At 75.3% G+C, this 23641-nt stretch carries 22 protein-coding genes; 8 read left to right on the forward strand and 14 right to left on the reverse strand.

What is annotated here, in order from left to right; genetic code table 11:
- Window positions 1-22: 22 nt before the first annotated feature.
- Complete coding sequence (locus tag AB0I11_RS22220) at window positions 23-1405, reverse strand: PHB depolymerase family esterase (protein ID WP_357323507.1); 1383 nt, start codon at window positions 1403-1405, stop codon at window positions 23-25.
- 274 nt (window positions 1406-1679) lie between these two features.
- On the reverse strand, window positions 1680-2564 hold the full coding sequence (locus tag AB0I11_RS22225) for a winged helix-turn-helix transcriptional regulator (RefSeq protein ID WP_357323510.1): 885 nt from the start codon (window positions 2562-2564) through the stop codon (window positions 1680-1682).
- Window positions 2565-2643: 79 nt separating this feature from the next.
- Between AB0I11_RS22225 and AB0I11_RS22230 the strand changes: the two genes are divergently transcribed.
- On the forward strand, window positions 2644-3906 hold the full coding sequence (locus tag AB0I11_RS22230; protein WP_357323513.1) for an MFS transporter: 1263 nt from the start codon (window positions 2644-2646) through the stop codon (window positions 3904-3906).
- A gap of 51 nt (window positions 3907-3957) precedes the next feature.
- On the opposite strand, the gene AB0I11_RS22235 is transcribed toward AB0I11_RS22230, so the two are convergent.
- Complete coding sequence (locus AB0I11_RS22235; RefSeq protein ID WP_357323516.1) at window positions 3958-5031, reverse strand: DUF4037 domain-containing protein; 1074 nt, start codon at window positions 5029-5031, stop codon at window positions 3958-3960.
- Between the two features lie 99 nt (window positions 5032-5130).
- Between AB0I11_RS22235 and AB0I11_RS22240 the strand changes: the two genes are divergently transcribed.
- A complete protein-coding gene (locus AB0I11_RS22240; RefSeq protein WP_357323518.1) occupies window positions 5131-6051 on the forward strand; it encodes a 5'-3' exonuclease in 921 nt (306 codons plus the stop codon).
- Between the two features lie 46 nt (window positions 6052-6097).
- Here AB0I11_RS22240 and AB0I11_RS22245 read toward each other — a convergent pair whose 3' ends face one another.
- A complete protein-coding gene (locus tag AB0I11_RS22245; protein ID WP_357323521.1) occupies window positions 6098-8899 on the reverse strand; it encodes a DEAD/DEAH box helicase in 2802 nt (933 codons plus the stop codon).
- A gap of 164 nt (window positions 8900-9063) precedes the next feature.
- Here AB0I11_RS22245 and AB0I11_RS22250 point away from each other — a divergent pair, with 164 nt between their 5' ends.
- On the forward strand, window positions 9064-9750 hold the full coding sequence (locus AB0I11_RS22250; protein ID WP_357323567.1) for an HAD-IA family hydrolase: 687 nt from the start codon (window positions 9064-9066) through the stop codon (window positions 9748-9750).
- Between the two features lie 10 nt (window positions 9751-9760).
- Here AB0I11_RS22250 and AB0I11_RS22255 read toward each other — a convergent pair whose 3' ends face one another.
- Window positions 9761-10495, reverse strand: a complete 735-nt coding sequence (locus AB0I11_RS22255; RefSeq protein WP_357323524.1) for an SDR family oxidoreductase — start codon at window positions 10493-10495, stop codon at window positions 9761-9763.
- Between the two features lie 100 nt (window positions 10496-10595).
- Here AB0I11_RS22255 and AB0I11_RS22260 point away from each other — a divergent pair, with 100 nt between their 5' ends.
- Both AB0I11_RS22260 and AB0I11_RS22265 read left to right on the forward strand, forming a co-directional pair.
- Window positions 10596-11294, forward strand: a complete 699-nt coding sequence (locus AB0I11_RS22260; protein ID WP_357323526.1) for a helix-turn-helix domain-containing protein — start codon at window positions 10596-10598, stop codon at window positions 11292-11294.
- A gap of 86 nt (window positions 11295-11380) precedes the next feature.
- A complete protein-coding gene (locus AB0I11_RS22265; protein WP_357323529.1) occupies window positions 11381-12346 on the forward strand; it encodes an EamA family transporter in 966 nt (321 codons plus the stop codon).
- On the opposite strand, the gene AB0I11_RS22270 is transcribed toward AB0I11_RS22265, so the two are convergent.
- From AB0I11_RS22270 to AB0I11_RS22285, 4 genes are all read right to left on the reverse strand, one after another.
- A complete protein-coding gene (locus AB0I11_RS22270) occupies window positions 12309-13235 on the reverse strand; it encodes a diacylglycerol kinase family protein (RefSeq protein WP_357323532.1) in 927 nt (308 codons plus the stop codon). The genes AB0I11_RS22265 and AB0I11_RS22270 overlap by 38 nt on opposite strands.
- A 72-nt stretch (window positions 13236-13307) precedes the next feature.
- On the reverse strand, window positions 13308-13598 hold the full coding sequence (locus AB0I11_RS22275) for a GNAT family N-acetyltransferase (RefSeq protein ID WP_357323535.1): 291 nt from the start codon (window positions 13596-13598) through the stop codon (window positions 13308-13310).
- 104 nt (window positions 13599-13702) lie between these two features.
- The gene (locus AB0I11_RS22280; protein WP_357323538.1) at window positions 13703-15763 is read right to left on the reverse strand and encodes a glycogen debranching N-terminal domain-containing protein; all 2061 of its coding nucleotides are present in this window, start codon (window positions 15761-15763) and stop codon (window positions 13703-13705) included.
- Window positions 15760-16152, reverse strand: a complete 393-nt coding sequence (locus AB0I11_RS22285; protein ID WP_357323541.1) for an SCP2 sterol-binding domain-containing protein — start codon at window positions 16150-16152, stop codon at window positions 15760-15762. Before AB0I11_RS22285 ends, AB0I11_RS22280 begins: the two co-directional genes overlap by 4 nt.
- Before the next feature lie 170 nt (window positions 16153-16322).
- On the opposite strand from AB0I11_RS22285, the gene AB0I11_RS22290 reads away from it, so the two are divergent.
- The gene (locus AB0I11_RS22290) at window positions 16323-17207 is read left to right on the forward strand and encodes an ABC transporter substrate-binding protein (RefSeq protein ID WP_357323543.1); all 885 of its coding nucleotides are present in this window, start codon (window positions 16323-16325) and stop codon (window positions 17205-17207) included.
- 174 nt (window positions 17208-17381) lie between these two features.
- Here AB0I11_RS22290 and tatC read toward each other — a convergent pair whose 3' ends face one another.
- The 5 genes from tatC to AB0I11_RS22315 all read right to left on the reverse strand — a co-directional run bounded on the left by tatC (window position 17382) and on the right by AB0I11_RS22315 (window position 21125).
- A complete protein-coding gene (tatC, locus tag AB0I11_RS22295; RefSeq protein WP_357323546.1) occupies window positions 17382-18335 on the reverse strand; it encodes a twin-arginine translocase subunit TatC in 954 nt (317 codons plus the stop codon).
- Between the two features lie 20 nt (window positions 18336-18355).
- Window positions 18356-18649 (reverse strand): Sec-independent protein translocase subunit TatA, encoded by a 294-nt coding sequence (gene tatA, locus AB0I11_RS22300; protein WP_357323549.1) that lies wholly within the window; start codon window positions 18647-18649, stop codon window positions 18356-18358.
- 217 nt (window positions 18650-18866) lie between these two features.
- Window positions 18867-19115 (reverse strand): hypothetical protein, encoded by a 249-nt coding sequence (locus tag AB0I11_RS22305; RefSeq protein ID WP_357323552.1) that lies wholly within the window; start codon window positions 19113-19115, stop codon window positions 18867-18869.
- 10 nt (window positions 19116-19125) lie between these two features.
- On the reverse strand, window positions 19126-20130 hold the full coding sequence (locus AB0I11_RS22310; protein ID WP_357323555.1) for a YafY family protein: 1005 nt from the start codon (window positions 20128-20130) through the stop codon (window positions 19126-19128).
- The gene (locus AB0I11_RS22315; RefSeq protein WP_357323558.1) at window positions 20127-21125 is read right to left on the reverse strand and encodes a WYL domain-containing protein; all 999 of its coding nucleotides are present in this window, start codon (window positions 21123-21125) and stop codon (window positions 20127-20129) included. The genes AB0I11_RS22310 and AB0I11_RS22315 overlap by 4 nt, the downstream gene beginning before the upstream one ends.
- Window positions 21126-21266: 141 nt before the next feature.
- On the opposite strand from AB0I11_RS22315, the gene AB0I11_RS22320 reads away from it, so the two are divergent.
- Both AB0I11_RS22320 and AB0I11_RS22325 read left to right on the forward strand, forming a co-directional pair.
- Window positions 21267-22277 (forward strand): cation diffusion facilitator family transporter, encoded by a 1011-nt coding sequence (locus AB0I11_RS22320; protein ID WP_357323560.1) that lies wholly within the window; start codon window positions 21267-21269, stop codon window positions 22275-22277.
- Between the two features lie 144 nt (window positions 22278-22421).
- Window positions 22422-23507: a DUF3866 family protein gene (locus AB0I11_RS22325; RefSeq protein ID WP_357323563.1), complete on the forward strand. Its 1086-nt coding sequence runs from the start codon at window positions 22422-22424 to the stop codon at window positions 23505-23507.
- The last annotated feature ends 134 nt before the right edge of the window (window positions 23508-23641 follow it).

A 23641-nucleotide genomic window follows, 5' to 3' on the forward strand; every position in this document is an offset into this window, starting at 1 on the left:
GGCGCCCGGCGACCGTGGCCGGTCAGGCGATCGCGCAGGGCGTGCCGTTGAGGGTGAACGAGGTGGGTTTGCCGGGGTTACCGGTGTGGGTGGCCTGGAATCCGATGCTGACCGACCCGTTGGCCGGGATGGTGGCGTTGTAGGAGACGTTGCGGGCGGTCACCGCGCCGCTGGCCGGCGCGTACGTGGCGTTCCAGCCCCCGGTGATGGTCTGCCCCGAGGGCAGGGTGAACGCCAGGCTCCAGCCGTTGACCGGGGCGGTCGACGTGTTGGTGATCGTCACGTCCGTGGTGAGACCGGTGTTCCAGGCGTTGACGGTGTACCCGACCCGGCACCCGCTCGTCGGCGGCGGCGTGGTGGGCGGTGGCGTCGTCGGCGGCGGCGTGGTCGGTGGCGGCGTGGTCGGTGGCGGCGTGGTCGGCGGCGGCGTGGTGGGCGGCGGAGTCGTCGGCGGCGGCGTGGTGGGCGGCGGCGTCGTCGGGGTGCTGCCGTCGAGGCCGAAGAAGCGGATCGCCTGCGCGGCGTCGACCGGCAGGTTGTGCGTCACGCCCTGCATGCTGATCGCCTCGACCGGCGCGGTGCCGCCGCTGCCGCCGTAGCGGGTGCGGGTGTAGCCGGACTGTGGACTGTCGGTGTACGTGGGGGTCTGGCTCAGGCCCTGCACGTTGGTCCACTGCTTGATCTCTTCACCGAAGTTCGGGTAGCGCAGCGTCTCGTCGTTGGTCCCGTGCCACAGCTGCATCCGGGGCCGCCGGCCGTTGTACCCCGGGTACGCGTTGCGGACCAGGTCGCCCCACTGCTGGGCGGTCTTGATGACCTGGCCGTTGGCGCACTCGCTGTTCCACTCCGAGCCGTTGGTGGTGGCGAAGCAGCCGAACGGCACCCCGGCGAAGGCCGCCCCGGCGCTGAACACGTCCGGGTAGAGACCGAGCATCACGTTGGTCATCATGGCCCCGGACGAGGTGCCGGTGGCGAAGATCCGGTTCGGATCCACGTTGTAGCGCTGCCGGACGTAGCTGACCATCGAGTTGATGCCGACCGGGTCGCTGCCGCCGTCGCGGCGCAGCGCCTGCGGGGACGAGACGTCGAAGCACTGGCTGCTGCGGGTCACCGACGGGTAGACCACGATGTAGCCGTACCGGTCGGCCAGCGAGGCGAACTGGGTGCCGGAATACATCGCCGGTCCGGAGCCGGTGCAGTAGTGGATGACCACCACGAGGGCGGGCTGCGGCGCGACCCGGTCCGGCACGTAGAGGTACATCCGCAGGTTGCTCGGGTTGGTGCCGAAGTTGGTCACCTCGGTCAGGGCGGCCGCCGAGGCGGGGCCGGGGGCGGCGAGGGCCGCCAGCGCGGCCAGCCCGGCGGCGACGAGGGCCGCGCCGAGCAGTCTGATCCTGTGTCTCACGGGAGGGTCCTTCCGGGATCTCCTGACGTGGTGGGACGCCGCGCAGGGATGCCCGGTCACCTGCGCGCTCGCCGGCGAGGCGCCACGACGACGGCCCGGACCCTCGGGACGAGATAGACAACCACGGATCTAGTTGCCCGGCTCGGAGTCTAGGCCGCCACGGCCGGGTCCACCAACAACTTCCGACGAGGTTTTCGGAAAACCTTCCGGAAATCGGTCTGTCGCCGGCCGCCTCCGCCGAGCTGCCGGCCCCGACCCCCACCGGCCGTCCTGGTCACGGCCGGGGCTGGCGGCGGCGCACCTCGGCGAGCATCTCGTCGACCGAGCCGGCCGGGTCGGTCACCGGGAACTGCACGACCTGCACCACCGACGCCGGATCCACCAGCAGGGTCAGCCGCTTGAACCGGGCCAGCCCACCGGCCCGGAAGGTGGGCAGCAGCAGGGCGGTGGCGAGCCGGCCGTCGGTGTCGGCGAGCAGCGGGTACGGCAGCCGGGCGTGCGCCGCGAACGCGGCCAACTGGTCCGGGCGCTGGGTGCTGACCCCGCGCACCTCCGCGCCGGCCGCCCGGAAGCGCTCGTACCGGTCGGCGTACGTGCGGGACTCCAGCGTGCACCCGACGGCCCCCGGGATCTGGTCCCAGTCCGGCGGCAGGCTCTGGCCGCCGGGGGCGAACGCGCCCGGGAAGAGGTAGAGCACGGTCCACCGCCCCGGCACGGCCGGTGGGTCCGCGCCGCCGTCGTGCCGGGGCAGCGTCATCGCCGGCACCCGGCGGCCGACCAGCCCGCGCACCCGCCGCGCCTCGGCGGAGTCCGGGTCGGCGCCGCCGGTCAGCTCGCCGTCACCCATCACGTGCCGGGTGCCCCAGTCCTGCAGGGCGACCAGCACCGGCAGCAGCCCCTCGCCCTTGGCGGTGAGCAGGTAGTCGTGCCGGGGCGGGTGCGCGGAGTACGGCCGGCGGTGCAGGACGCCGTGCTCGACCAGGCCACCGAGCCGCTCGGTGAGCGCGCGCCGGCTCACCCCCAGCTCTCGCTGCAGCGCGTCGAACCGGGTGGTGCCGCCGGCGACCTCGCGGACGATCAGGACGGTCCACCAGTCGCCGAGCACGCCGAGCGCCTGGGCGATCCCGCAGTCGGCGTCACCGAGTTCCGAACGCCGCACGTCCCACCTCCCGCCGCCACGGCCCCCACGACTATAGTCCGTTTCAGATTGGAACTCACTGGTGAACGGGGGTGACGGCATGGCCGTCGAACGGGGGGCCGGTGTGTTCTGGCGCTGGTGGGCCGCCGGCACGGCCAGCCTGGTCGGGTCGGCGGTCGGCGGCGTGGCGCTCCCGCTGACCGCGCTGACCGTGCTGGACGCCTCCGCGTTCCAGATGGGTCTGATCGCCGCGGCGAGCTACGTGGCCTGGCTGGTGATCGGGCTGCCCGCCGGCGTGCTCGTGCAGCGGCTCCCGCTGCGCGGCGCCCAGGTCGGCGCCGACCTCGCCCGGGCGGTGGCCGTGGCGTCCGTTCCGCTGGCCTGGTGGTCCGGCTGGCTGACGGTCGCCCAGCTGGTGGTGGTGGCGCTGGTGGTCAGCTTCGCCAACGTGCTCTTCGACGTCGCCAACGCCACCTTCCTGCCGGCCATCGTCGGCCGGGACCAGCTGCACGCCCGCAACAGCCTCACCTCGGCCACGCACGCCGCCGCGCAGCTCAGCGGCCCCTCGCTGGGCGGCCTCGCGGTGCAGGCCTTCGGGGCGGTGCCCGCCGTGCTGGTCGACGCGGTCAGCTACCTGTTCTCCGCCGTGCTGCTCGGCTCGCTGCCGGCCCGCCGGGTCGACACACCCGACCGGTGGCCGCCGCTGCGCTCGATGATCGGTGAGGGCTGGCGGTACGTCACCCGGCACCCGGTGATGGGTCCGACGATGTGGTCGGCCACCGCGGTCAACTTCGTCTGCGGGGCGCAGCTCGCCGTGTACCCGCTCTATCTGGTCCGCGAGCTGCACGCGCCCGCCGCACTGGTCGGGCTACTGCTCGCCGTCGAGGGGGTCGGCTCGCTGCTCGGAGCGGCGCTGACCCCGTGGTTCACCCGCCGCTGGGGCACCGCCCGCTCCGTGCTGGTCGCCTGCCTGGTCGCCGTCGCCGGCGCGGCCCTGGTGCCGGTGGGCGGCGGCTGGGCGGCGTTCCTGGCCTTCGCCGCCGGCAACGTGGTCTTCGCCGGCGGCGTCGTGGTGCTGAGCGTGACCACCCGGACGTACCGGCAGACCGCCAGCCCGCCGGAGCTGCTCTCCCGGGTGATGGCCACCGTCCGCTTCGTCTCCTGGGGCGCGATCCCGGTCGGCGGGCTCGCCGCCGGGGCGCTCGCGGGCGCGGCCGGTGCCCGGTCCACCCTGTTCGCGTTCGCCGTGGCGAGCGTGCTGGCCCCGTTGGCGCTGCTGCTCTCCCCGGTACGCGGGCTGCGCGACCTGGCCGACCTGCGGGTCGGCGAGCCGGCCGAACGGCAGCGCGTCCCGACCGGCTGAGCCACCGCGCCCGCACCCGGAACGGATGACCGCGGCCGGGAGGCGGGCCGGTCAGTCCGCCCGGACGGCGGCGCTCACCCGGTGCACCCGCTGCGGGTCGGTGAGCACGTCGACGTTGTCCAGGCACTGGTCGACGGCACCGAACGGCGGGCGGGCCCGCAACTCCGGGTCGGTGACGGCGGCCCGCAGCGCGGTGGTGAGCCGGCCCGCGTCCAGCACCAGGAACGGCCGGTCGTGAAACGGCCGGACGGTCGGATCGACCGGCGCGGCCAGCCCGGTCTGGTTGGTCCAGTCCGCCACCGTCTCCAGCGCCCGGACCAGCCCGGCCTGCCGGGCCGGCCAGCCGCCGCCGTCGAGGGCGGCGCCGAGGGCGTCGACCACCGGCGCCGCGCCGGGCAGCGCGGCGAAGGTGCTGCCGAGCCACTTCGCGTACGGGGGCCAGCGCCGGCGCAGCAGCAGCCCGAGCCGCATCAGGTCCCGGGCCAGTCCGGCGGCCACCACCCGACTGCCGAGCTCATCGCCGACCTCGGCGCACCGGCCGGCCAGGTGCTCGGCCTGGCCGACCCGCTGCCAGACGGATGCCAGCACGTACCGCCAGACGTCGTCTGGGTACCAGCCGAGCCGGGCCCGGACGGCGATGAGTTCGCCGCCGAGCCCGTCGTGGAAGACCGCCCCGCCGGTCAGCTCCGCCAGCCGCTGGGTGGGCAGGGCGAGCCAGTCGTCCGCCGCCAACCCGGCGCGCGGGTCGAGGCCGAGCCGATCGCGCAGCCAGTCGCCCAGCTCGACGACGGTCACCCCGTGCCGGTCCCCGTCGGCACGGACCACGCCGAGGCGGAGATCGGGAGCGCCGGCGAACCGGGTCGGCCAGCCGAGGAACTCCGCCGGCAGCGCCGCGTCGAACACCGCCCGCACCGGCTCGACGTCCGCGCCATCGGCGACGAAGAGCTGGACCCGGGGGCCCCAGTCGTGGTCGGTGGAGCGTGGAGTGTCCAGGCCGAGCAGCTCCGAGCCGCCGTCGAGCAGCGCGGCGGCGTACCGCAGGCCGGGTAGCCGGCGGGCGAGCAGCGGCGCGACGACCTCGTCGTGGAACCGGTGGGCCAGCGTCAGCCCGGGTACGAAGGTCACCCGGACAGTGTCCCGCCGCCCGAGAGGTACGTCAGGCGGGTTACCGCGGGCACAACCCGCCTCCCCCACCCCGTCGTACGGCTGTGCCAGGCTGTCGGGGTGGCCCAGCAACCCCCGATCCTGTTGATCGACTCCCCCAGCCTCTACTTCCGCGCCTACTTCGGCATCCCGGAGTCGGCGGCGCGGACCGACGACGGCCAGCCGGTCAACGCCGTCCGCGGCTTCCTCGACATGCTCGCCCAGCTCGTCCGCACCCGCCGGCCGGACCGGATGCTCTGCGCGCTCGACTACGACTGGCGGCCGGCGTGGCGGGTCGAGCTGCTGCCGACGTACAAGGCGCACCGGGTCGCGCCGGAGGGCGGCGAGGTGGTCCCCGACACCCTCTCCCCCCAGGTGCCGATGATCCTCGAGGTGCTCGACGCGCTCGGCATCACCGCGGTCGGCGCGACCGGCTACGAGGCGGACGACGTGCTCGGCACCCTGTCGGTGACCCAACCCGGCCCGGTGGAGGTGGTCTCCGGCGACCGGGACCTGTTCCAGCTGGTCGACGACGCCCGCCAGGTGCGGCTGCTCTACATCGGGCGCGGCGTGTCCAAGCTCGACGACTGCGACGACGCCGCGGTCCGGGCCCGCTACGGGGTCCCCGCCGACCGGTACGCCGACTTCGCCGCCCTGCGCGGCGACCCCAGCGACGGGCTGCCCGGGGTGCCCGGGGTCGGCGAGAAGACGGCCGCCCGGCTGATCGAGCGGTACGGCGGGCTGGACGGGATCCTCGCCGCCCTGGACGACGGCGAGAGCGGCTTCGCCCCCGGGCTGCGCGCCAAGCTGGCCGCCGCGCGCGACTACCTGGCCGTGGCGCCGAAGGTGGTGCGGGTCGCCACCGACGTGCCCCTGCCGGCGCTGCGCACCGCGCTGCCGGCCGCCCCGGCCGACCCGGACCGGCTGCTGGAGCTGGCGCAGCGGTGGAACCTCGCCGGCTCGTGCCGGCGGCTGGTGGACGCCCTCGCCGACCGCGGCTGACCACCCGCCGGGCGGCACCGACGCCACGCCCGGTCGGCGGTGACGGTCAGGCGGCGGCGTGGTAGGCCAGCACGCCCCGGTTGACCGCCGCGATCGCCTGCCGGGCGGTGCCGCGCAGCTCCACCGACGCGCCCCCGGAGTCGGCCAGCTGGCCGAGCAGGTCGACGACCTGCCGGGCCCAGCGGACGAAGTCCCCGGCCGGCATCTCCCCGTCGATCTGGTGGCCGCTGGCCAGCACCTTGGCGAGGGCCTCCCCCCGCGCCCAGCGGTAGATCGGCCAGGCGAAGCCGAGGTCCGGCTCGCGGGTGACGGCCAGCCCCCGGGCGGCCTCGTCGGCCTCGATGTCGCCCCACAGCTTCAACGTCTCGTCGACCGCGTCGCCGACCGCGCCGCGCGGCAGGGAGGCCCGTTCGTCGACGTCCCGGCGGGCCTCGAAGACCACCACGGAGACCGCGGCGGCCAGCTCGGCCGGGGAGAGCCCGTCCCAGACCCCGCGACGCAGGCACTCGGCGACCAGCAGGTCGGCCTCGGTCCAGATCCGGCCCAGCATCCGGCCGGCGTCGGTCACCTCACCGGCGGCGGAGAGGTAACCGCGCGCGGTCAGCAGCGCCACGATCCGGTCGAACGTCCGGGCCAGCGAGCCGGTCCGGCCGGCGACCCGCTGGCGCAGTTCCTCGGTGTCGCGCTCCAGGCGGCGGCGCCGCTCCGCCCAGCGGGCGTGCTCCTCCCGGTCCGGGCAGGCGTGGCAGGGGTGGGCGCGCAGCTCGGCGCGGAGCTGACTGAGCCGGTGGTCCTCGCCGACGGCCTGCCGGGACCGCCCGCCCCGCCGCCCGCCGTGCCGGTCCAGCCCGGTGCCGCTGACCGCCGCGGCCAGGTCGCGCCGGGCCGCCGGGGAGCGGTGGTTGAAGTGCTTGGGCACCCGGATCCGGGTGAGCACCTCGGCGGGGCTGGTGAAGTCGCCGGGGCTGACCCGGCCGGCCCAGCGGTCCTGGGTGAGCACCAGCGGACGCGGCTCGCCGAAGCCGCCGGTGGCCGGGTCGAGCACCACGGCCAGGCCGGCGCGCCGGCCCGACGGCACCCGGATCACGTCACCGACCCGCAGCCGCTCCAGCGAGGCGACGGCCGCCGCCTTGCGCTGGGTCTGCCCCTGCCGGGCGATGGCGCGCTCCCGGTCGGCGATGGCCACCCGCAGCCCGAAGTACTCGTCGAAGTCGCCGTGGTGGCAGGCCGCCTCCGCGCCGTACGCGTCGATGGTCTCGGTGTTGCGCTGCACCTGCCGGGCCAGGCCGACCACCGACCGGTCCGCCTGGAACTGGGCGAAGGAGGACTCCAGCAGCGCCCGGGCCGGCTCCGCGCCGACCGTGCCGACCAGGTTGACCGCCATGTTGTACGACGGCCGGAAGCTGGACCGCAGCGGGTAGGTCCGGGTGGAGGCGAGGCCGGCCACGTGCCGGGGGTCGGTCTCCGGCGACCAGACCACCACCGCGTGCCCCTCCACGTCGATGCCGCGCCGGCCGGCCCGGCCGGTGAGCTGGGTGTACTCCCCCGGGGTGAGGTCGACGTGCGCCTCGCCGTTGAACTTGACCAGGCGCTCCAGCACCACGCAGCGGGCCGGCATGTTGATGCCCAGCGCCAGGGTCTCGGTGGCGAAGACCGCCTTGACCAGGCCGCGGACGAACAGCTCCTCGACGACCTCCTTGAACGCCGGCAGCATGCCGGCGTGGTGGGAGGCGAGGCCGCGCTCCAGCCCGTCGAGCCACTCCCAGTAGCCGAGCACGGAGAGGTCCTCGCCGGGGATGGCGGTGATCCGGGCCTCGACCACCCGGCGGATCTCGGCGCGCTCCTCGGGTGAGGTCAGCCGCAGCCCGGCGGCGAGGCACTGCTGCACGGCCGCGTCGCAGCCGGCCCGGCTGAAGATGAACAGGATCGCCGGGAGCAGGCCCTCCCGGTCGAGCCGGTCGACGATGTCCGGGCGCATCGGGCCGCGCCAGCGCGGGCCGCGCCGGCCGCCGCCGGGGCCGGCACTGCGCCCCTCCCCCAGCTCCAGCCGGCGCATCGTGTCCCGGGTGTAGCGCAGCAGTTCCGGGTGCACGTCGTGCTTGCGCGCGGCGTCGGCGTCGTGGAACAGGTCGAACATCCGTTTGCCGACCAGCATGTGCTGCCACAGCGGCACCGGCCGGTGCTCGCTGACCACCACCGCGGTCTCGCCGCGGACGGTGACCAGCCAGTCGGCGAACTCCTCGGCGTTGGAGACGGTGGCGGAGAGCGAGACCAGGGTGACCGAGGCGGGCAGGTGGATGATCACCTCTTCCCAGACCCCGCCGCGGAACCGGTCGGCGAGGTAGTGCACCTCGTCCATCACCACGTACGCCAGGCCCTTGAGGGTGGCCGAGCCGGCGTAGAGCATGTTGCGCAGCACCTCGGTGGTCATCACCACCACCGGCGCGTCGCCGTTGATCGCGTTGTCGCCGGTGAGCAGGCCGACCTGCTCGGCGCCGTAGCGGTCGACCAGGTCGTGGTACTTCTGGTTGGACAGCGCCTTGATCGGCGTGGTGTAGAAGCACTTGCGCCGGGTGGTCGCCCCCTCGCCGCCGTCGGCATCCGCCGCCGCGCCGGGGCCGCCCCGCAGGGCGAGGTGTACGGCGAACTCGCCGACCACCGTCTTGCCGGCGCCGGTGGGGGCGCAGACCAGCACGCCGCTGCCGCGCTCCAGCGCCTCGCACGCCTCCCGCTGGAAGTCGTCGAGGTCGAACCCCAGATCGCGGGCGAACTCGTCCAGGGCCGGGAAGGCGGAGGCCTGCGCGGCCCGGCGGCGCGCCGCGGCGTACCGCTCGGCGGGACTCGACATGTGGTCAAGATTAATCGGTGCCGCCGACGACCACCGGTCAAGGCCGTCCGGCAGGCCGGTCGGAGCGGGTCGGTAGGGTGCACGACGTGCCGGACCATGCCGAACCGCCCATCGCCTCGAGCGGCGCCGACGACGCCGACCGCCCGAGCCCGTCCCGCCGGCCGGTGGCGGCGGTGCTCCTCGACTTCCACGGCACCCTCGCCCAGGTGGAGGACCCCCTGGACTGGGTGTTGGCCGCCGCCGGGTCCTGCGGGGCGGAGCTGGACCGGGCGCGGGCCACGTCGCTGGCTGACCGGCTGCTCACCGCCGGCCGGGCGGGCGGCCCGCTGCCCGCCCGGGTGCCGCCCCGGCTGGCCGAGCTGTGGGCCGACCGTGACCTCTACCCGCACGCCCACCGGGCTGCCTTCACCGGGCTGGCGGAGACCGTCGACGCGGGCATCGAGGGCTTCGCCGACGCGCTCTACGACCGGCTGCTGGTGCCCGAGGGCTGGGTGCCGTACCCGGACACCGAGGCGGTGCTGAAGGCGCTGCGGCAGGGCGGCGTGAAGATCGGCGTGGTCAGCAACATCGGCTTCGACATCCGGCCCCTCTTCGCCGCCTGGGGGCTGGACGGGCTGGTCGACGCGTACGCGCTGTCCTACGAGGTCGGGCGCTGCAAGCCGGACCCGGGGATCTTCCTGCGGGCGTGCGGGATGCTCGGGGTGGACCCGGAGCAGACGCTGATGGTGGGCGACACGCCGGCCGACGCGGGCGCGGTACGGGCCGGCTGCGCGGTGCTGGTGCTGCCCTGCGCCGACGCCGGCCGCCCCAACGGGCTCGGCGGGGTGCTCGACCTCGCGCTGCGCGGCTGACCGGTCCGGCTCAGGCGGCGCCCCCGTTCGCGTAGACGGTCTGGCCGTTCACCCAGCGGCCGGGGCCGGCCAGGAACGCGACCACCTCGGCCAGGTCCTCGGGCGTGCCCAGCCGCTCCATCGGGTTCGCCTTCGCCGTCCGCTCGATGGTGGCGGCGTCCTTGCCGTTGAGGAAGAGCTCGGTGCTGGTCGGTCCCGGCGCGACGGTGTTCACCGTGATGTCCCGGCCGCGCAGCTCGCGGGCGAGGACCAGGGCGATCGCCTCCACGGCGGCCTTGGACGCCACGTACCCGGCGTAGGTGGGCGCCTTGAGGCGGGTGACCGAGGTGGAGACGTTGACGATCGCCCCGCCGGCGCGTACCCGCCGGGCGGCCTGCTGGTTGACCACGAAGGTGCCCCGCACGTTGGTGCGGTGCATCCGCTCCAGCTCGGCGAGGTCCAGTTCGGCCACCGGGGCGAGGACCATGACCCCGGCACAGTTGACCACCACGTCGACGCCGCCGTACTCGTGCTCGGCGCGGTCGAAGAGGCGCTGGACGTCGGCTTCCTCGGCCACGTCGCCGCGGACCGCCACGGCCCGGCCGCCGGCCGCCCGGATCGCCTCGACGGTCTGCTCGGCCGCCGCCTCGTTGCCGGCGTAGCCGATCACCACGGCCTGTCCGGCGCGGGCCAGCCGCTGGGCCACCGCCCGCCCGATGCCCCGCGAGCCACCGGTGACGATCGCGACCCTGAGCTGCTCGTTCATGTCCTACCTCCGGCCTGGTATCGGTGATAACGCAAGCACGATATCCGAGATAACGGAACGCCGCTAACATGACCTGCATAACACGGCTATCGTGGCCAGGGTGGAGAACTCGTCCCGCGACCGCATCGTCCGCGCCGCCGCGAGGCTGCTGGCCGAGGGCGGCCGGGAGGCGGTGACCACCCGCGCCGTCAGCCGGGCGGCCGGGGTGCAGGCGCCGACCATCTACCGGCAGTTCGGCGACATGCGGGGCCTGCTCGACGCCGCCGCCAGCTACGGCTTCGCGACCTACCTGCACGCCCAGTCGAACCGCGAGCCGGCCGCCGACCCGGTGGACGACCTGCGACACGGCTGGGACCTGCACGTCGAGTTCGGGCTCGCCAACCCCGCCTTCTACACCCTCATGTACGGCGACCCCCGCCCCGGTCTGCTGCCCACCGCCGCGCGGGTGGCCGGCGACATCGTCCGCCAGCTCGTCATCCGGGTGGCCGAGGTGGGCCGGCTGCGCGTCACCGTCGAGCGGGCCGCCGGCATGCTCCACGCCGCCGCCCGGGGAGTCACCCTCAGCCTCATCGAGACCCCGCCGGCGGACCGCGACGCCACCCTCGCCGTCGCCACCCGGGAAGCCGTCCTCGCCGCCGTCTGCACGGACGGCACCGAGGGTCACGCCACCGCCGGCGCGGTCCGGCACGCGGTCGCCCTGCGGACCGCCCTGCCGACGCTCGGCACCGAGCTCAGCCCGGCCGAGCGGGCCCTGCTCGGCGAGTGGCTGGACCGGCTGGCCGGCGCCCGGCCCGCCTGACCACCCGCGGTGCCCGGCGCGGACCCGCCCGACGACCCGCGGTCCCGCCGCCGGCGCCGCTGGTGGGAACGGATAGCGTCAGGGACGTGCCGGCCGACCGCTCCTTTCGCCCACGCCCGCCGGGCCGCCTCTCGACCAGCCGGACGGGCGCGGTCGGGCTGGTGCTCGGCGGGGCGCTGTCGGTGCAGTTCGGCTCGGCGGTCGCCGCGCTGATCTTCCCGCGTACCGGGGTGGCCGGGGCGGTGACCCTGCGCCTGGCCATCGGCGCGGTGCTGATGCTGGCGGTGTGCCGGCCGCGGCTGCGCGGCCACGGCCGGGCCGACTGGGCCGCCGTGGTCGCCTTCGGGCTGGCCCTGGCCGGCATGAACTCGATCTTCTACCAGGCCATCGAGCGGATCCCGCTCGGGCCGGCGGTCACCCTGGAGGTGCTCGGGCCGCTGGCGCTGTCGGTGGTCACCGCCCGGCGGCTCGCCGCCTGGTGCTGGGCCGCGCTGGCCCTGGCCGGGGTGGCCCTGCTCGGCCAGGGCGGATTCGACCGGCTCGACCCGCTCGGGGCCGGGCTGGCGCTCGGCGCGGGTGCGCTGTGGGCGGCGTACATCATCTGCTCCGCCCGGGTCGGTGGGCGCTTCCCGCGCGCCGACGGGCTCGCCCTGGCGCTGGGCGTGGCCGCCCTGGTCACCCTGCCGTTCGGGCTGGTCGGGGCCGGCGGGCGGCTCTGGCACCCGGCGGTGCTGGGGCTCGGCGCCGGCCTGGCCCTGCTCGCCTCGGTGCTGCCGTACACCCTGGAGCTGCTGGCGCTGCGGCGGCTGCCCACCGCGACCTTCGCGGTGCTGATGAGCCTCGGCCCGGCGATCGCCGCGCTGGCCGGCTGGTCCGTGCTCGGCCAGGCGCTGCACCCGGTGGAGGTGCTGGCCATCGGCCTGGTGATCGCGGCGAGCATCGGCGCGGTCCGGGCCGGCGCGCCCGCCCCGGCGCCGTCCGACACCCCGCCCGACCCGGACGGGGAGATCGCGCTCAGCGCAGCAGCCGCAGCGCCGCTGGCACGGCGCTGATCCGCACCGGCAGTTCCAGCGCCCGCTCCCCGTCGACGTAGGTGGTGATGCCCGCCGCGTCCACCTCGACAGTGCGGGCCCGGAACGTGCGCACCAACGGGTGGGTGACGTGGGTGCCCTGGTAGATGTGGGGCTTGACCCGCATCAGGGTGAGCCGGTCGAACCGGCCGCCGACCACCACGTCCAGCAGCCCGTCGGTCGGGTCGGCGTCCGGGCAGATCCGCATGCCGCCGCCGTAACTGGCCGCGTTGCCGACCGCCACCAGCACCGCATCCAACTCGTGCGTCACCCCGTCGAGGGTCAGCCGGTAGCGGCGCGGCCGCAGCCGGGCCAGCTCCACCAGGATCGCCAGGTCGTACCGGCGGGGACCGCGCGGCCAGCGCATCCGGTTGGCCCGCTCGTTGACGATCGCGTCGAACCCGGCCGCCAGCACCGCCCCGTACCAGCGGTCGGCGCCGTCGACGCCGGCCATCCGGGCCAGGTCGACCGGGCGGCTCCGGCCCGCGCGCAACGCGCCGGCGATCACCTCGACGGCGTCGAGCGGGTCGGCCGGGAACCCGGTGTCGACCGCGAAGTCGTTGCCCGTACCGGCCGGGACCGGGCCGAACGGGACCGCCGTGCCGGCGACCGCCTGCACCGCCCGGTGCACCGTGCCGTCCCCGCCCACCGCGACGAGCGCGCCGGCACCCTCGGCGACCGCCGCGTGGCAGGCTGCCTCGGCCTCCGCCGGGCCGGTCGCCTCCAGCAGCCGGACCGGGCGGCCCGCGTCAGCCAGCCGGTCCAGCACGCGGGGCAGCAGGCCACGATGCCGGCCCCGCCCGGCGGTCGGGTTGGCGAGCACGGCGACGGGGCCGGCCGGGACATGATCGTGCGCGGTCACGGCGAGCACCGTACGGCACGGGCCGCCCCGCTCACCAGATGGTGCGGACCCCCGAACCGGCGCCCGGCGAGCCGCCCCGGGTCACTTGGCCCGGCGGGTCGACCGGGCCACGATCCCGTCGTACTCGGGGTGCTTCTCCAGCCACCCGCTGAGGAAGGGGCAGATCGGCACCACCGTGCGCCCCCGCTCCCGGGCGTCGTCCATCACCGCGCGGGCGAGGGTCGATCCGACACCCTGGCCCTCGAACGCCGGGTCGACCTCGGTGTGCGTGTAGGCGATGATCGTGCCGGTCAGCTGGTAGGTGACGAACCCGGCCGTCGTCCCGCTCTCGTCCCGTGCCTCGAACCGCTCCCGCTCCGGCACGTCTGTCACCGTCAACCGCATACCGCCATCCAATCACGGACCGGGCCGGGCCCGACGACGGCGGGCACCGAACGTGACGAGCACCGCCGGCACCCGGGCCGGCCCGGTACCGCTCACCGTCCGTCCCGGGCGGCACGGTCCAGTCCGCTGCCGATCACGTCGATGCGGCCCCAGCGGCCGGGGACGTCGAGCAGTTCCACCCGGCCGAACCGGGCCGGCACCCGGGGAGCCATCAGCAGGTGCCGCCCGGCCGGCTCCAACCCGAGCACGGCCCGCAACAGCAGGAACGGCGCGCCGGTCGCCATCGCCTGCGGGCTGTTGGCGGTCGGGCAGCGCACCGGGTAGTCGGTCAGGTCGCGGTCGTAGCCGGCGAACGAGCCCGGCAGCCGGCCCCGGAAGTGCCCGGCCACGGCGATGATCCCCTCGGCGATCCGGCCGGCCTCCTCGGTGAAGCCGTACCGGCGCAGACCCCAGGCGATCAGCGCGTTGTCGAACGGCCACACGGCGCCCAGGTGGTGGCTGAGCGGGTTGTACCGGGCCTGCCCGGTGGCCAGCGTGCGCACCCCCCAACCGGAGAAGAGCTCCGGGCCCATCAGGTGGGCGGCCACCCGGGCCGCCCGCGACTGCGGCACGATGCCGCTCCACAGCAGGTGCCCCATGTTCGACGCGAGCGCGTCGACCTGCTCGCCGGCGCCGTCCAGGGCCAGCGCGTAGTGGCCCCGGTCGGCCATCCAGAAGTCCCGGTTGAACCGGTCGCGCAACGCCGCGGCCTGCCGCTCGAGTTCGTCGGCGTAGCCGGGATCGTGCCAGAACTCCCGGGCCAGCCGGGCCCCGCGCAGCTTCGCGTCGTACGCGTATCCCTGCAACTCGCAGGTCGCCACCGGGGGCTCGGCCAGCCGGCCGTCGGCGTGGCAGATCGCATCCGGCGAGTCCTTCCAGCCCTGGTTGTCGCACCCGGTCCGCTCGTTGCGCCGCCGGTACCGCAGGTAGCCGTCGCCGAGCAGGTCGCCGTACTCGTCGATCCAGCGCAGCGCGGCGCGCGCCTCGTCCTCGAAATCGCGGACCAGGTCCGCGTCGCCGGTCCACCGCTCGTACTCGTCGAGCAGGATCACGTACAGCGGGGTGGTGTCGGCGCTGCCGAAGTACGGGGACTCCGGGTGCTCCTCGAAGGCCACCGTCTCGCCGTAGCGGAACTCGCGCAGAATCTTGCCGGGCTCCTCGTCGCGGAAGTCGTCGCGCACGGCGCCCTGGTCGATGCCGAGCATCCGCAGCGTCGCGGCGGCCAGTTCCGGCGCCACCGACAGCGCCTCGAAGCTGGTCACGATGCTGTCCCGGCCGGTGATGGTGGCCGCCCAGGGCAGCCCGGCGGCGGGGATGACCTGGTCCGGCAGGGTCAGCGGCGAGTAGCGCAGCGCCGCGAGGTCCACCAGGCTGCGCCGGTAGGTGCTGGCCGCCGCGTCCCAGTCGCAGCTCAGCGTGGGCGCCCGGGCCAGCCACGCGTGCAGGTCCTCCTGCCGCTGCGCGGTGGTGCGGCGGGGCGGCCGGTCCAGCAGGTCCCGCACGTCCCGGCCGTCCGGGCCGAGCACCAGCGCCTCCACCCGCAGGTTCGTGGTCCAGGTCTCCTTCGGCCCCAGCCGCAGGGCGTACGTGAGGCCCTGCTCGTCGACCCCGACCGGCTCGCTGCTGGACACCAGCGTCTCGCGCCGGAACCGCTCGCGCAGGTAGCCGAGCCGCAGCCGGCCGTCCTCGACCTGCCGGTAGAACCGGCCCGCCGGGACGCGCTCGTGCCCGACCGACAGCAGCGGGGCGAAGTCGCTGGCCACGTCGAGCCGGACGGTGAAATCCACCGGCTCGTGGTGATGGTTGATCACGGTGAGCCGCTCCACGAAGGCGCCGCCGGTGATCGTGCGCTCCCGGATCACCGAGGACTTGGCGTCCACGTAGTGCGTCGGCCGCCCCGGTACCAGGAAGAAGCGGAGCATGACGTGGTCCCGCTCGGCGATGGAGAGCGGGTGCAGCGCTTCGCCGTTGAGGCTGAGCCGCCACCGGGACAGGAAGCGGGTGTCGAAGTCGAAGAAGCCGCACGGGTTGGCGACGGTCGCCTCGAGGTCACCGTTGTCCGCGCTGAGCACGAAGATGTTGCCGTCCAGCACCCGGACCAGGTTGTCCTTCATTCCGCTGCCCCGGTCGCGTCACCGGCCCGCCCCGGTAGCCGGGCGCCCGGTCGCCCGGCTACCGCCGGCGGCGGGAAGAGCCGCGCCAGCAACACCACGAAGCGGAACCGGCCCTCCGCGGTGAAGTCGTTGCGCATCCAGGCGGTGAGGGGCCGGGCCTCGCCGCGCGCCATCCGGTCGAAGACGTCGCGGTCGCTGCGGATCACCGTGTCGGCCGGCTGCTCCTGCCGGCTCACCGCGATCCGGCCGTCGGCGATCGTCAGGTGCCAGTGCTCGACCGCGTCGCCCCCGGTCAGCTCGAAGCGGATCGTGCCGGCCGTGCGGCGGTGCAGCCGTCCCGGGGCCTGCCCGGCGAGCGACGTGAAGAACGCCTCGATCGGATCAGACACCGCACCCGCCTCTCGAGCAGGGACGTCACCCTGCCGGCCCGGGTGATCAGCCGGAAATGCCCGGGTCCGACGCCGCCTCAGCCTATCGCCGGGCCCCCGAAGCGCAGGCCTGATCGAGGGAACTGCGGGGCCGGTGCGGCCGCCCGGGCGCGGGCGGGCAGGATGTCGGGATGCGCCTGGTCTCCCTGCTCCCCTCCGCCACCGAGATCGTCTACGCCCTCGGCCTCGGCGAGCACCTGGTCGGGGTCACCTTCGAGTGCGAGGTGCCGGCCGAGCACCGGTCCGGCGTCACCGTGGTGGTCGGCGGCCGGGACACCCGGGGCATGAGCCCGGGCGAGATCGACGCGTACGTCCGGAGCCAGGTGGCCGCCGGCGCGGACCTGTACACACTGCACGCCGGCGCGCTGGCCGGGCTGGACCCCGACCTGATCCTCACCCAGGACCTGTGCCGGGTCTGCGCCCTGCCGTCCGGGCAGGTCGAGGACGCCGTGGCGCATCTGGGCTGCCGGGCCGACGTGCTCTCGCTCGACCCGCACACCCTGGACGACGTGCTGCGCAGCATTCTCGACGTCGGCGCGGCGGCCCGCGTACCCGATCGGGCCGAGGCCCTGGTGGACGGCCTGCGGGCCCGGCTCGCCGCGGTACACGCGGCGGTGGCTGGGCGGCCGCGGCCGCGGGTCGCGGTCGTCGAGTGGATCGACCCGCCGTTCGGCGGTGGTCACTGGATCCCGGACCTGGTGCGGGCCGCCGGTGGCGCGCCGGTGGCCGCCCATCCCGGGGCCCGGTCCACGCCGACCACCTGGGCGGCCCTGGCCGCCGCCGGGCCGGAGGTGGTGCTGGTGACCCCGTGCGGCTTCCGGCTGGACGGGGCCGCCGGGCAGGCCGCGTCGGTGGCCCCGCACCTCCCCGGCGCGCAGGTCTGGGCCATGGACGCCGACGCCCTGATCGTGCGGGCCGGCCCGCGCCTGGTCGACGGCGTCGAGGCGATCGCGGCCGTCCTGCACCCGGACGCGGTGCCGGCCCCGCCGCCGGGCAGCGTCCTCCGGATCGCCTGAGCCCGGCCCGGTCACCCGGGCCGCGCCCGACCTGCCGATCAGGCCCGCCCGGCTGCCCAGGCCCGGCGGGCCGGCTCCCGGCCGGGCCGGCGGGCGCACCGGCTGAAGACGGAAGACGCCGCCCCCGAGAGCGGGAGCGGCGTTCCGTGCCGGTACGGCCCGGACCCGGTCAGGTCATGTCATGTCGTCGTAGCGGCGTTCGATCGGTGCCGGAGCGGTGATCGGCTGCGGCGCACCGACCGGCGCGGTCGCCTCGACCCGCCCGGCGGCCTCGACCGGCTCGACGGAGAGGTCCAGCGGCGACACCTCGTCGTCCGCGACGCCCGTGTACATCTCCCGGCCCCGGCCGCGCCGCTTGTCGTTGAGGAAGGCCACTCCGACGGCGACGAAATAGAGCAGGGAGAGCGCGCTGGCGAGCAGCGTCATGCCGAACGGACCCGGGTCGGGTGTGGCGATCGCCGCGAACGCGAAGGATATGAAGATCACCGCACGCCACCAGCTGAGCAGCCGCCGCGCGCTGGCCACCCCGGTGAAGTTGAGCATGAGCAGGATCAGCGGGAACTCGAACGCGACCCCGAACAGCAGGATCATGTTCGTCACGAAGGCGATGTAGGCGCTGACCTCGAACTGGTTGGACAGGCCACCGACACCGGCCTCCATGAGGAACCCGAGGCCCTTGTCGACCACGAAGTAGGCCAGCACCCCGCCGGCCGCGAACAGCGGCGCGGCGATCGCCACGAAGACGTACGCCCACTTGCGCTCGTGCCGGTGCAGGCCCGGTGCGATGAACGCCCAGAGCTGGTAGAGCCAGACCGGCCCGCCGATGATCAGGCCGAGCCAGAGCGCCAGCTTCACCGTCAGCAGGAAACCCGTCGTCGGCGCCAGCGCCAGCAGGTCCTGACACTTCCCCTCGGCGTTCGTGGTGTCGGGCAGCCGGCAGTACGGCCGCTTGAGCAGCATGAAGACCGGTTCGGCCAGCCAGAAACCGGCGATCAGACCGACGACGATGCCCAGCGACGCCCGGAACAGTCGGTTGCGCAGCTCACGGATGTGCTCCATGAGCGTCATCGAGCCATCGGCGGCCCGTTCGAAGGTGCTCGGGCCGCGCTTCTTCAACCCGAAGGCCACGGTGGTGAGGCCCTCTCGGATCAGTTTTCGCGGATGCGCTGCACCGGGTCGACCGGCTGGGCGTACTGCTGCTGCGGCGGCTGCTGCACGTACTGCTGCTGCGGGGCGGCCTGCGGCGGGAGCGGCTGGTAGCCGGCCTGCGCGTCGGCCTTCTCGGCCAGGTCACCGTCCTCGTGCAGGCTCTTGGTCTCGGCCTTGATGATCCGCAGCGAGCGGCCCAGCGAACGGGCCGCGTCGGGGAGCCGCTTCGCGCCGAAGAGCAGGATCAGCACGACCACGAGTACGGCGATGTGCCACGGCTTGAGGGCACCCATGGGAAAGCTCCAGTCGCTCAGGTGTGGTGAGGGATGGTCGCAGCCCATCGTACGTGCGTCGACGAGGCTTGCCACCCCCGCCGGGTCCCTCGGTGCGGGACCGGCCGGTGAAGTCTCGACCAACTCGCAGCGTCCCGTCAACCACCCGCGGCGGCGCGATCGTGCGCGAAGCCCCGCGGAACGCGCAGCTACCGAGCAGGGAACCGACCGTTGTCGATCACTTTCCGCGCTTTGCCTTGATCAGCGCCGTGCGCTGCTGCGCCTCGGCCGCGCGCTCCTGCAACGCCACCGCCCGCTCCTGGAGCGCCTCGGCCGCGGACTGCAGCGCCGTCGCGCCGGCCTGCTGGCGTTGCAGGGCCAGCGCCGCCCGGCGCAGCCGGGGCAGCCGGGCCAGCACCGGCCGGACGGCCAGGGCCAGCACCACGAGTGCGAACAGCACGACGCCGAGCACGATCCAGGTCACCACGGCGGTCACCCTACTCCCGGACGCCGGCCGCCGCCGGGTCGGCGCGGCCCGGCGTGGCGTACGCGTCGAGCGCCGCCACCGCCTGGGCGCGGACCTGCTCGGCCAGTTCCGCCGGGGCCAGCACCGTCACGTCCGCGCCCAGCCCCAGCACGAACCGCCGGGCCCAGCCCAGGTCGGTGACCCGCAGCGACACCAGCCACTGCTCGCCGTCGGCCTCGACCCGCTCGCACGGGTAGTACTCGGTGATCCACCGCTCGCCCCGGCCGATCCGCAGGGTGATCAGCGGCAGGTCGGGCGAGGGGCGGAACACCCCGTCGCTGAGGTCGTGCGGGCGGGCCTGCGGCGGCACCACGGCGGCCTCCGGCAGCTCGCGGATCGCGTCGATCCGGTCCGCCCGGAACAGCCGCACCGCCTCGGCCCGGCGGCACCACGCCTCCACGTACGCCCGGCCGCCGACCATCAGCATCCGCAGCGGGTCGATGGTCCGCTCGGTGGTCTCGTCCCGGGCCGCCGTGTAATAGGTGATCCGCAGCGCCCGGCCCCGCTCCACGGCGGCGCGCAGCTCGCGCGCCCGGGCGGTGTCGCCGGGCAGCCGCACCTCCACCGGGGCGCCAGCCAGGTCACCGGCCGCGTCCTCGATCTTGGCCAGGGCCCGTTCGACGGCCTCCCGGTTGGCCACCCCGGGGGTCTCGGCGAGCATCCGCAGCGCCACCACCAGCGCGAGCGCCTCGTCCGGGGTGAGCCGCAGCGGCCGGTCGATGCCCGCGTCGTAGGTGATGGTGACCCGGTCGCCGTCGAACGCCATGTCGATCAGGTCACCCGGACCGTAGCCGGGCAGCCCACACACCCAGAGCAGCTCCAGGTCCTCCCGCAACTGCTTCTCGGTCACCCCGAGGTCGGACGCCGCCTCGGCGATCTCGATGCCGGGGCGGGCCAGCAGGTAGGGCACCAGGTTGAGCAGCCGGGCCAGCCGGTCCGCCGAGGTGCGACCGGCCCGCGCCGCCGGGCGGGTCACCGGGATCCCCCGGCCACCGCCAGCTCGTCGTGCCGGGCGGCGATCTCCTTCAGCCGCTGGATGACCGCCTCGCGCACCTCCGGCGGGTCCAGCACCCGCACGTCCGGGCCGTACCCGGTCAGCTGGCCGGCCAGGAAGTCCGCCTCCGCGTACGGCAGGACGAGCCGGTCGCCGTCGGGCCCGGCGGTGGACTCCACCGCCCAGCGGCGCAACCCGGCGGCCCGGCCGGGCGCCACCAGCACGGTGGCCCGCCCGGTCCGCTCCGCCGGCCCGGACCAGCGGGCCACGTGACTGATCAGGTCCACGCCGGTGGGCGGCTGGTACGCGCCGGGTTCGCCGGTGGCGCGCACCACGCCCACCACCCGGGAGAGCCGGAAGCAGCGGGTGGCCGCCCGGTCCAGGTCGTGGCCGACCACGTACCACCGGCCGCGCCAGCAGACCACGCCCCAGGGCTGCAGCCGGCGGCGCGTCGGGGCGTCCCGGTCGGGTACCCGGTAGTCGAAGGTGACCTCCCGGCGATCCCGGGCGGCGGCGGTCAGCGGGGCGAACGCCGGGTCGACCGTCACCATCGGCTCCAGGCCGAGGGTGGCCTGCGGGTCCACCGCGATGCCGGCGGCGCGCAGCTTGGCCAGCCCGGACGACGCGGCGGCGGCCAGCCCGGCGTGCTGCCAGAGCCGGGCGGCGATGCCCACGGCGGCCGCCTCGTCCGGCTCCAGCGGGATGTCCGGCAGCGCGTACTCCCGGTGGGCGATCCGGTAGCCGGGCTCGGCGTCGAAGACGCTGGCCGTCCCGGTCTCCAGCGGCACCCCCAGCTCCCGCAGCTCCGCCTTGTCCCGCTCGAACTTGCGCTGGAACGCCTCGTGGTCCTTGGCGTCGTCCGGATCGTGCTCGTAGCCGGGCACGGTCGCGGCGATCTGCGCGGCGGTCAGGAACCGTCGCGTGGAGAGCAGACAGATCACCAGGTTGACCAGGCGTTCGGTACGGGTCCGCGACACGTGGAGAACGCTAGCAGCCCGCACGCCGCGAGCGCGCACCCGCGCGGGCGCGGCGCGCGGGCGCGCGCTCCCGGTCACCCCGCCCGGCGGCCCGGCCCGCCCGCCGGGCGGGCCGGCGGGAGCCGCCATAGGGTGAAGCGCATGTCGGAGACGGAGGTCAGGAGCGAGAGCGTCGGCACGGTCGTGGTGGCCGGCGCGGCGAACCTCGCCATCGCGGTCGCCAAGCTGGTCGCCGGCCTGATCTCCGGCTCCGCGGCGATGCTCAGCGAGGCCGCCCACTCGGTCGCCGACACCACCACCGAGGTGCTGCTCTACCTGGCGCTGCGCCGGGGCGCCCGCCCCGCCGACCGGCGGCACCCGTTCGGGTACGGCAAGGAGAGCTACGTCTGGGCGTTCCTCGCCGCGCTGTTCACCTTCGTGGTCGGGGCCGGCTTCGCCATCACCCACGGCGTGACCACCATCCTGGTGCACGAGCACACCGGCAACTACCTGGCCTCGTACATCGTGCTGGCGCTCTCCTTCGTCATCGAGTCGATCTCGCTGGCCCGGGCGGTACGGCAGATCCGCCGCGCGTCCCGCCGGTGGCGCGCCAGCCCGCACCGCTACCTGCGGCTGACCGCCGACACCACGGTCAAGGCGGTCTTCCTGGAGGACAGCGCCGCGCTGATCGGTCTGCTGCTCGCCGCCGCCGGCCTGGCCCTCTCCCACCTCACCGGCGAGGAACTCTACGACGGCCTCGCCTCGATCCTGATCGGCGTGCTGCTGCTGGTGGTCGCCGGCATCCTGGCCCGCAGCAACATCTCGCTGCTGGTCGGCCGGGCGGTCTCCGACCGGGTGCACCGGCGGATCGAGCGCGAGCTGTCCGCCCTGCCGCACGTCGACCGGGTGGACACCCTGATGACCATGTTCCTCGGTCCGGCGGACATCCTGGTCGCCGCCAAGGTCGACTTCGACGACGAGGCCAGCGGCGCCGACATCGAGGCCGCCGCCGACCAGGCCGAACGCCGGCTCACCGAGCGGTTCCCGGAGATCGGGTACGTCTTCCTCGACCCCACCCGGTCGCGGCCCGGCGCGGCCCGGCGCGGGACCCGGCTGGTCCAGGAGGACGACGGCCGCTCGGACGGCCCCGGCGGCGTCCCCGGCCCGCCCTGACCGGCGGCCCTCGACGACCCGGCCGTGCCCCGACCCGGCCGTGCCCCGACCCGGCCGTGCCCCCGACCCGACCCCGTGCCCTGACCCGGCCGCGCCTCGACCCGGCCGCGCCCCGACCCGGCGCGGGCCGATAGCGTGCCGGGCATGGTGCGATGGCGGTCCGGCACGGTCACGGCGGTGCGGCGGCGATGGGCCGGCGCGGTGGAACTCGACGTCGACCTGCCCGACGGCACCCGGATGCGCGCCCTGGCCTACCCGGCGCTGGTCGGCGACCCGCAGCCCGGCGACCGGGTGCTGCTCAACGCCGGCGCCCTGCTGATGGGGCTCGGCACCGGCGGGTACGCCCTGGTCGTCGCCCTGCCCGACCGGCTCCCCGCCGACCCGCCGCAGCCCGCCGACACCCGGGCCGCCGGCCACCTGGTCAAGGCCCGCTACACGCCGCTGCAGCCGATCCTGCTCGGGGTGGACGAGGAGGCCAGCCCGCACCACGCGCTGCTCGCCGCCGCGGAGAGCCTGGACGGGTTGCCGGTGGTCACCGCCGACCTGCACTCCGCGCTGCCGGCGATCCTCGCCGGCGTGCACGCCGACGCCCCCGACGCCCGGGTGGCCTACCTGCTCACCGACGGTGGGGCGCTGCCCGCCTGGTTCTCCCGCACCCTGGCCGGGCTCGCCGACCGGCTCGCCGGCACGGTCAGCGTCGGCCAGGCCTTCGGCGGCGACCTGGAGGCGAGCACCCTGCACAGCGGCCTGCTCGCCGCCCGGCACGTGCTGCGCGCCGACATCGCGATCGTCGCCCAGGGCCCGGGCAACCTCGGCACCGGCACCCGCTGGGGCTTCTCCGGGGTGGCCGTCGGCGAGGCGGTCAACGCCGTCGCCGCGCTGGGCGGGCGCCCGGTCGGCTCGCTGCGCCTCTCCGCCGCCGACCCCCGCCCCCGGCACCGCGGCGTCTCCCACCACAGCCTCACCGCGTACGGGCGGGTGGCCCTGGCCCCGGCGGACCTGGTGGTCCCCGACAACCTCGACCCGGCGCTGGCCGAAGAGGTCGCGGCGGCGCTGGCCCCGCTGGCCGGCCGGCACCGGATCGTCACGGTGCCCACCGACGGCCTCGACGCGGCGCTGCGGGCCAGCCCGGTCGGGCTGTCCACGATGGGCCGCGGCCTGGACGCCGACCACGCCTACTTCCTGGCCGCGGCCGCCGCCGGCCGGCACGCCGCCGCGCTCACCCGCTGACCGCGGCTCAGCCTGGATCCACCGGTACTCGGCTTCGGTGTCGGGCGTGTCGAGTGAATGAGGGTGCTCCTGAGCAGGAGGATCACGGTTTCCACACCAATTGATTCGCCTGGTCGAAGGAGCACCCTCGTGGT

It is taken from the genome of Micromonospora sp. NPDC050495, from assembly GCF_040655175.1.
Taxonomy (GTDB): Bacteria; Actinomycetota; Actinomycetes; order Mycobacteriales; family Micromonosporaceae; genus Micromonospora.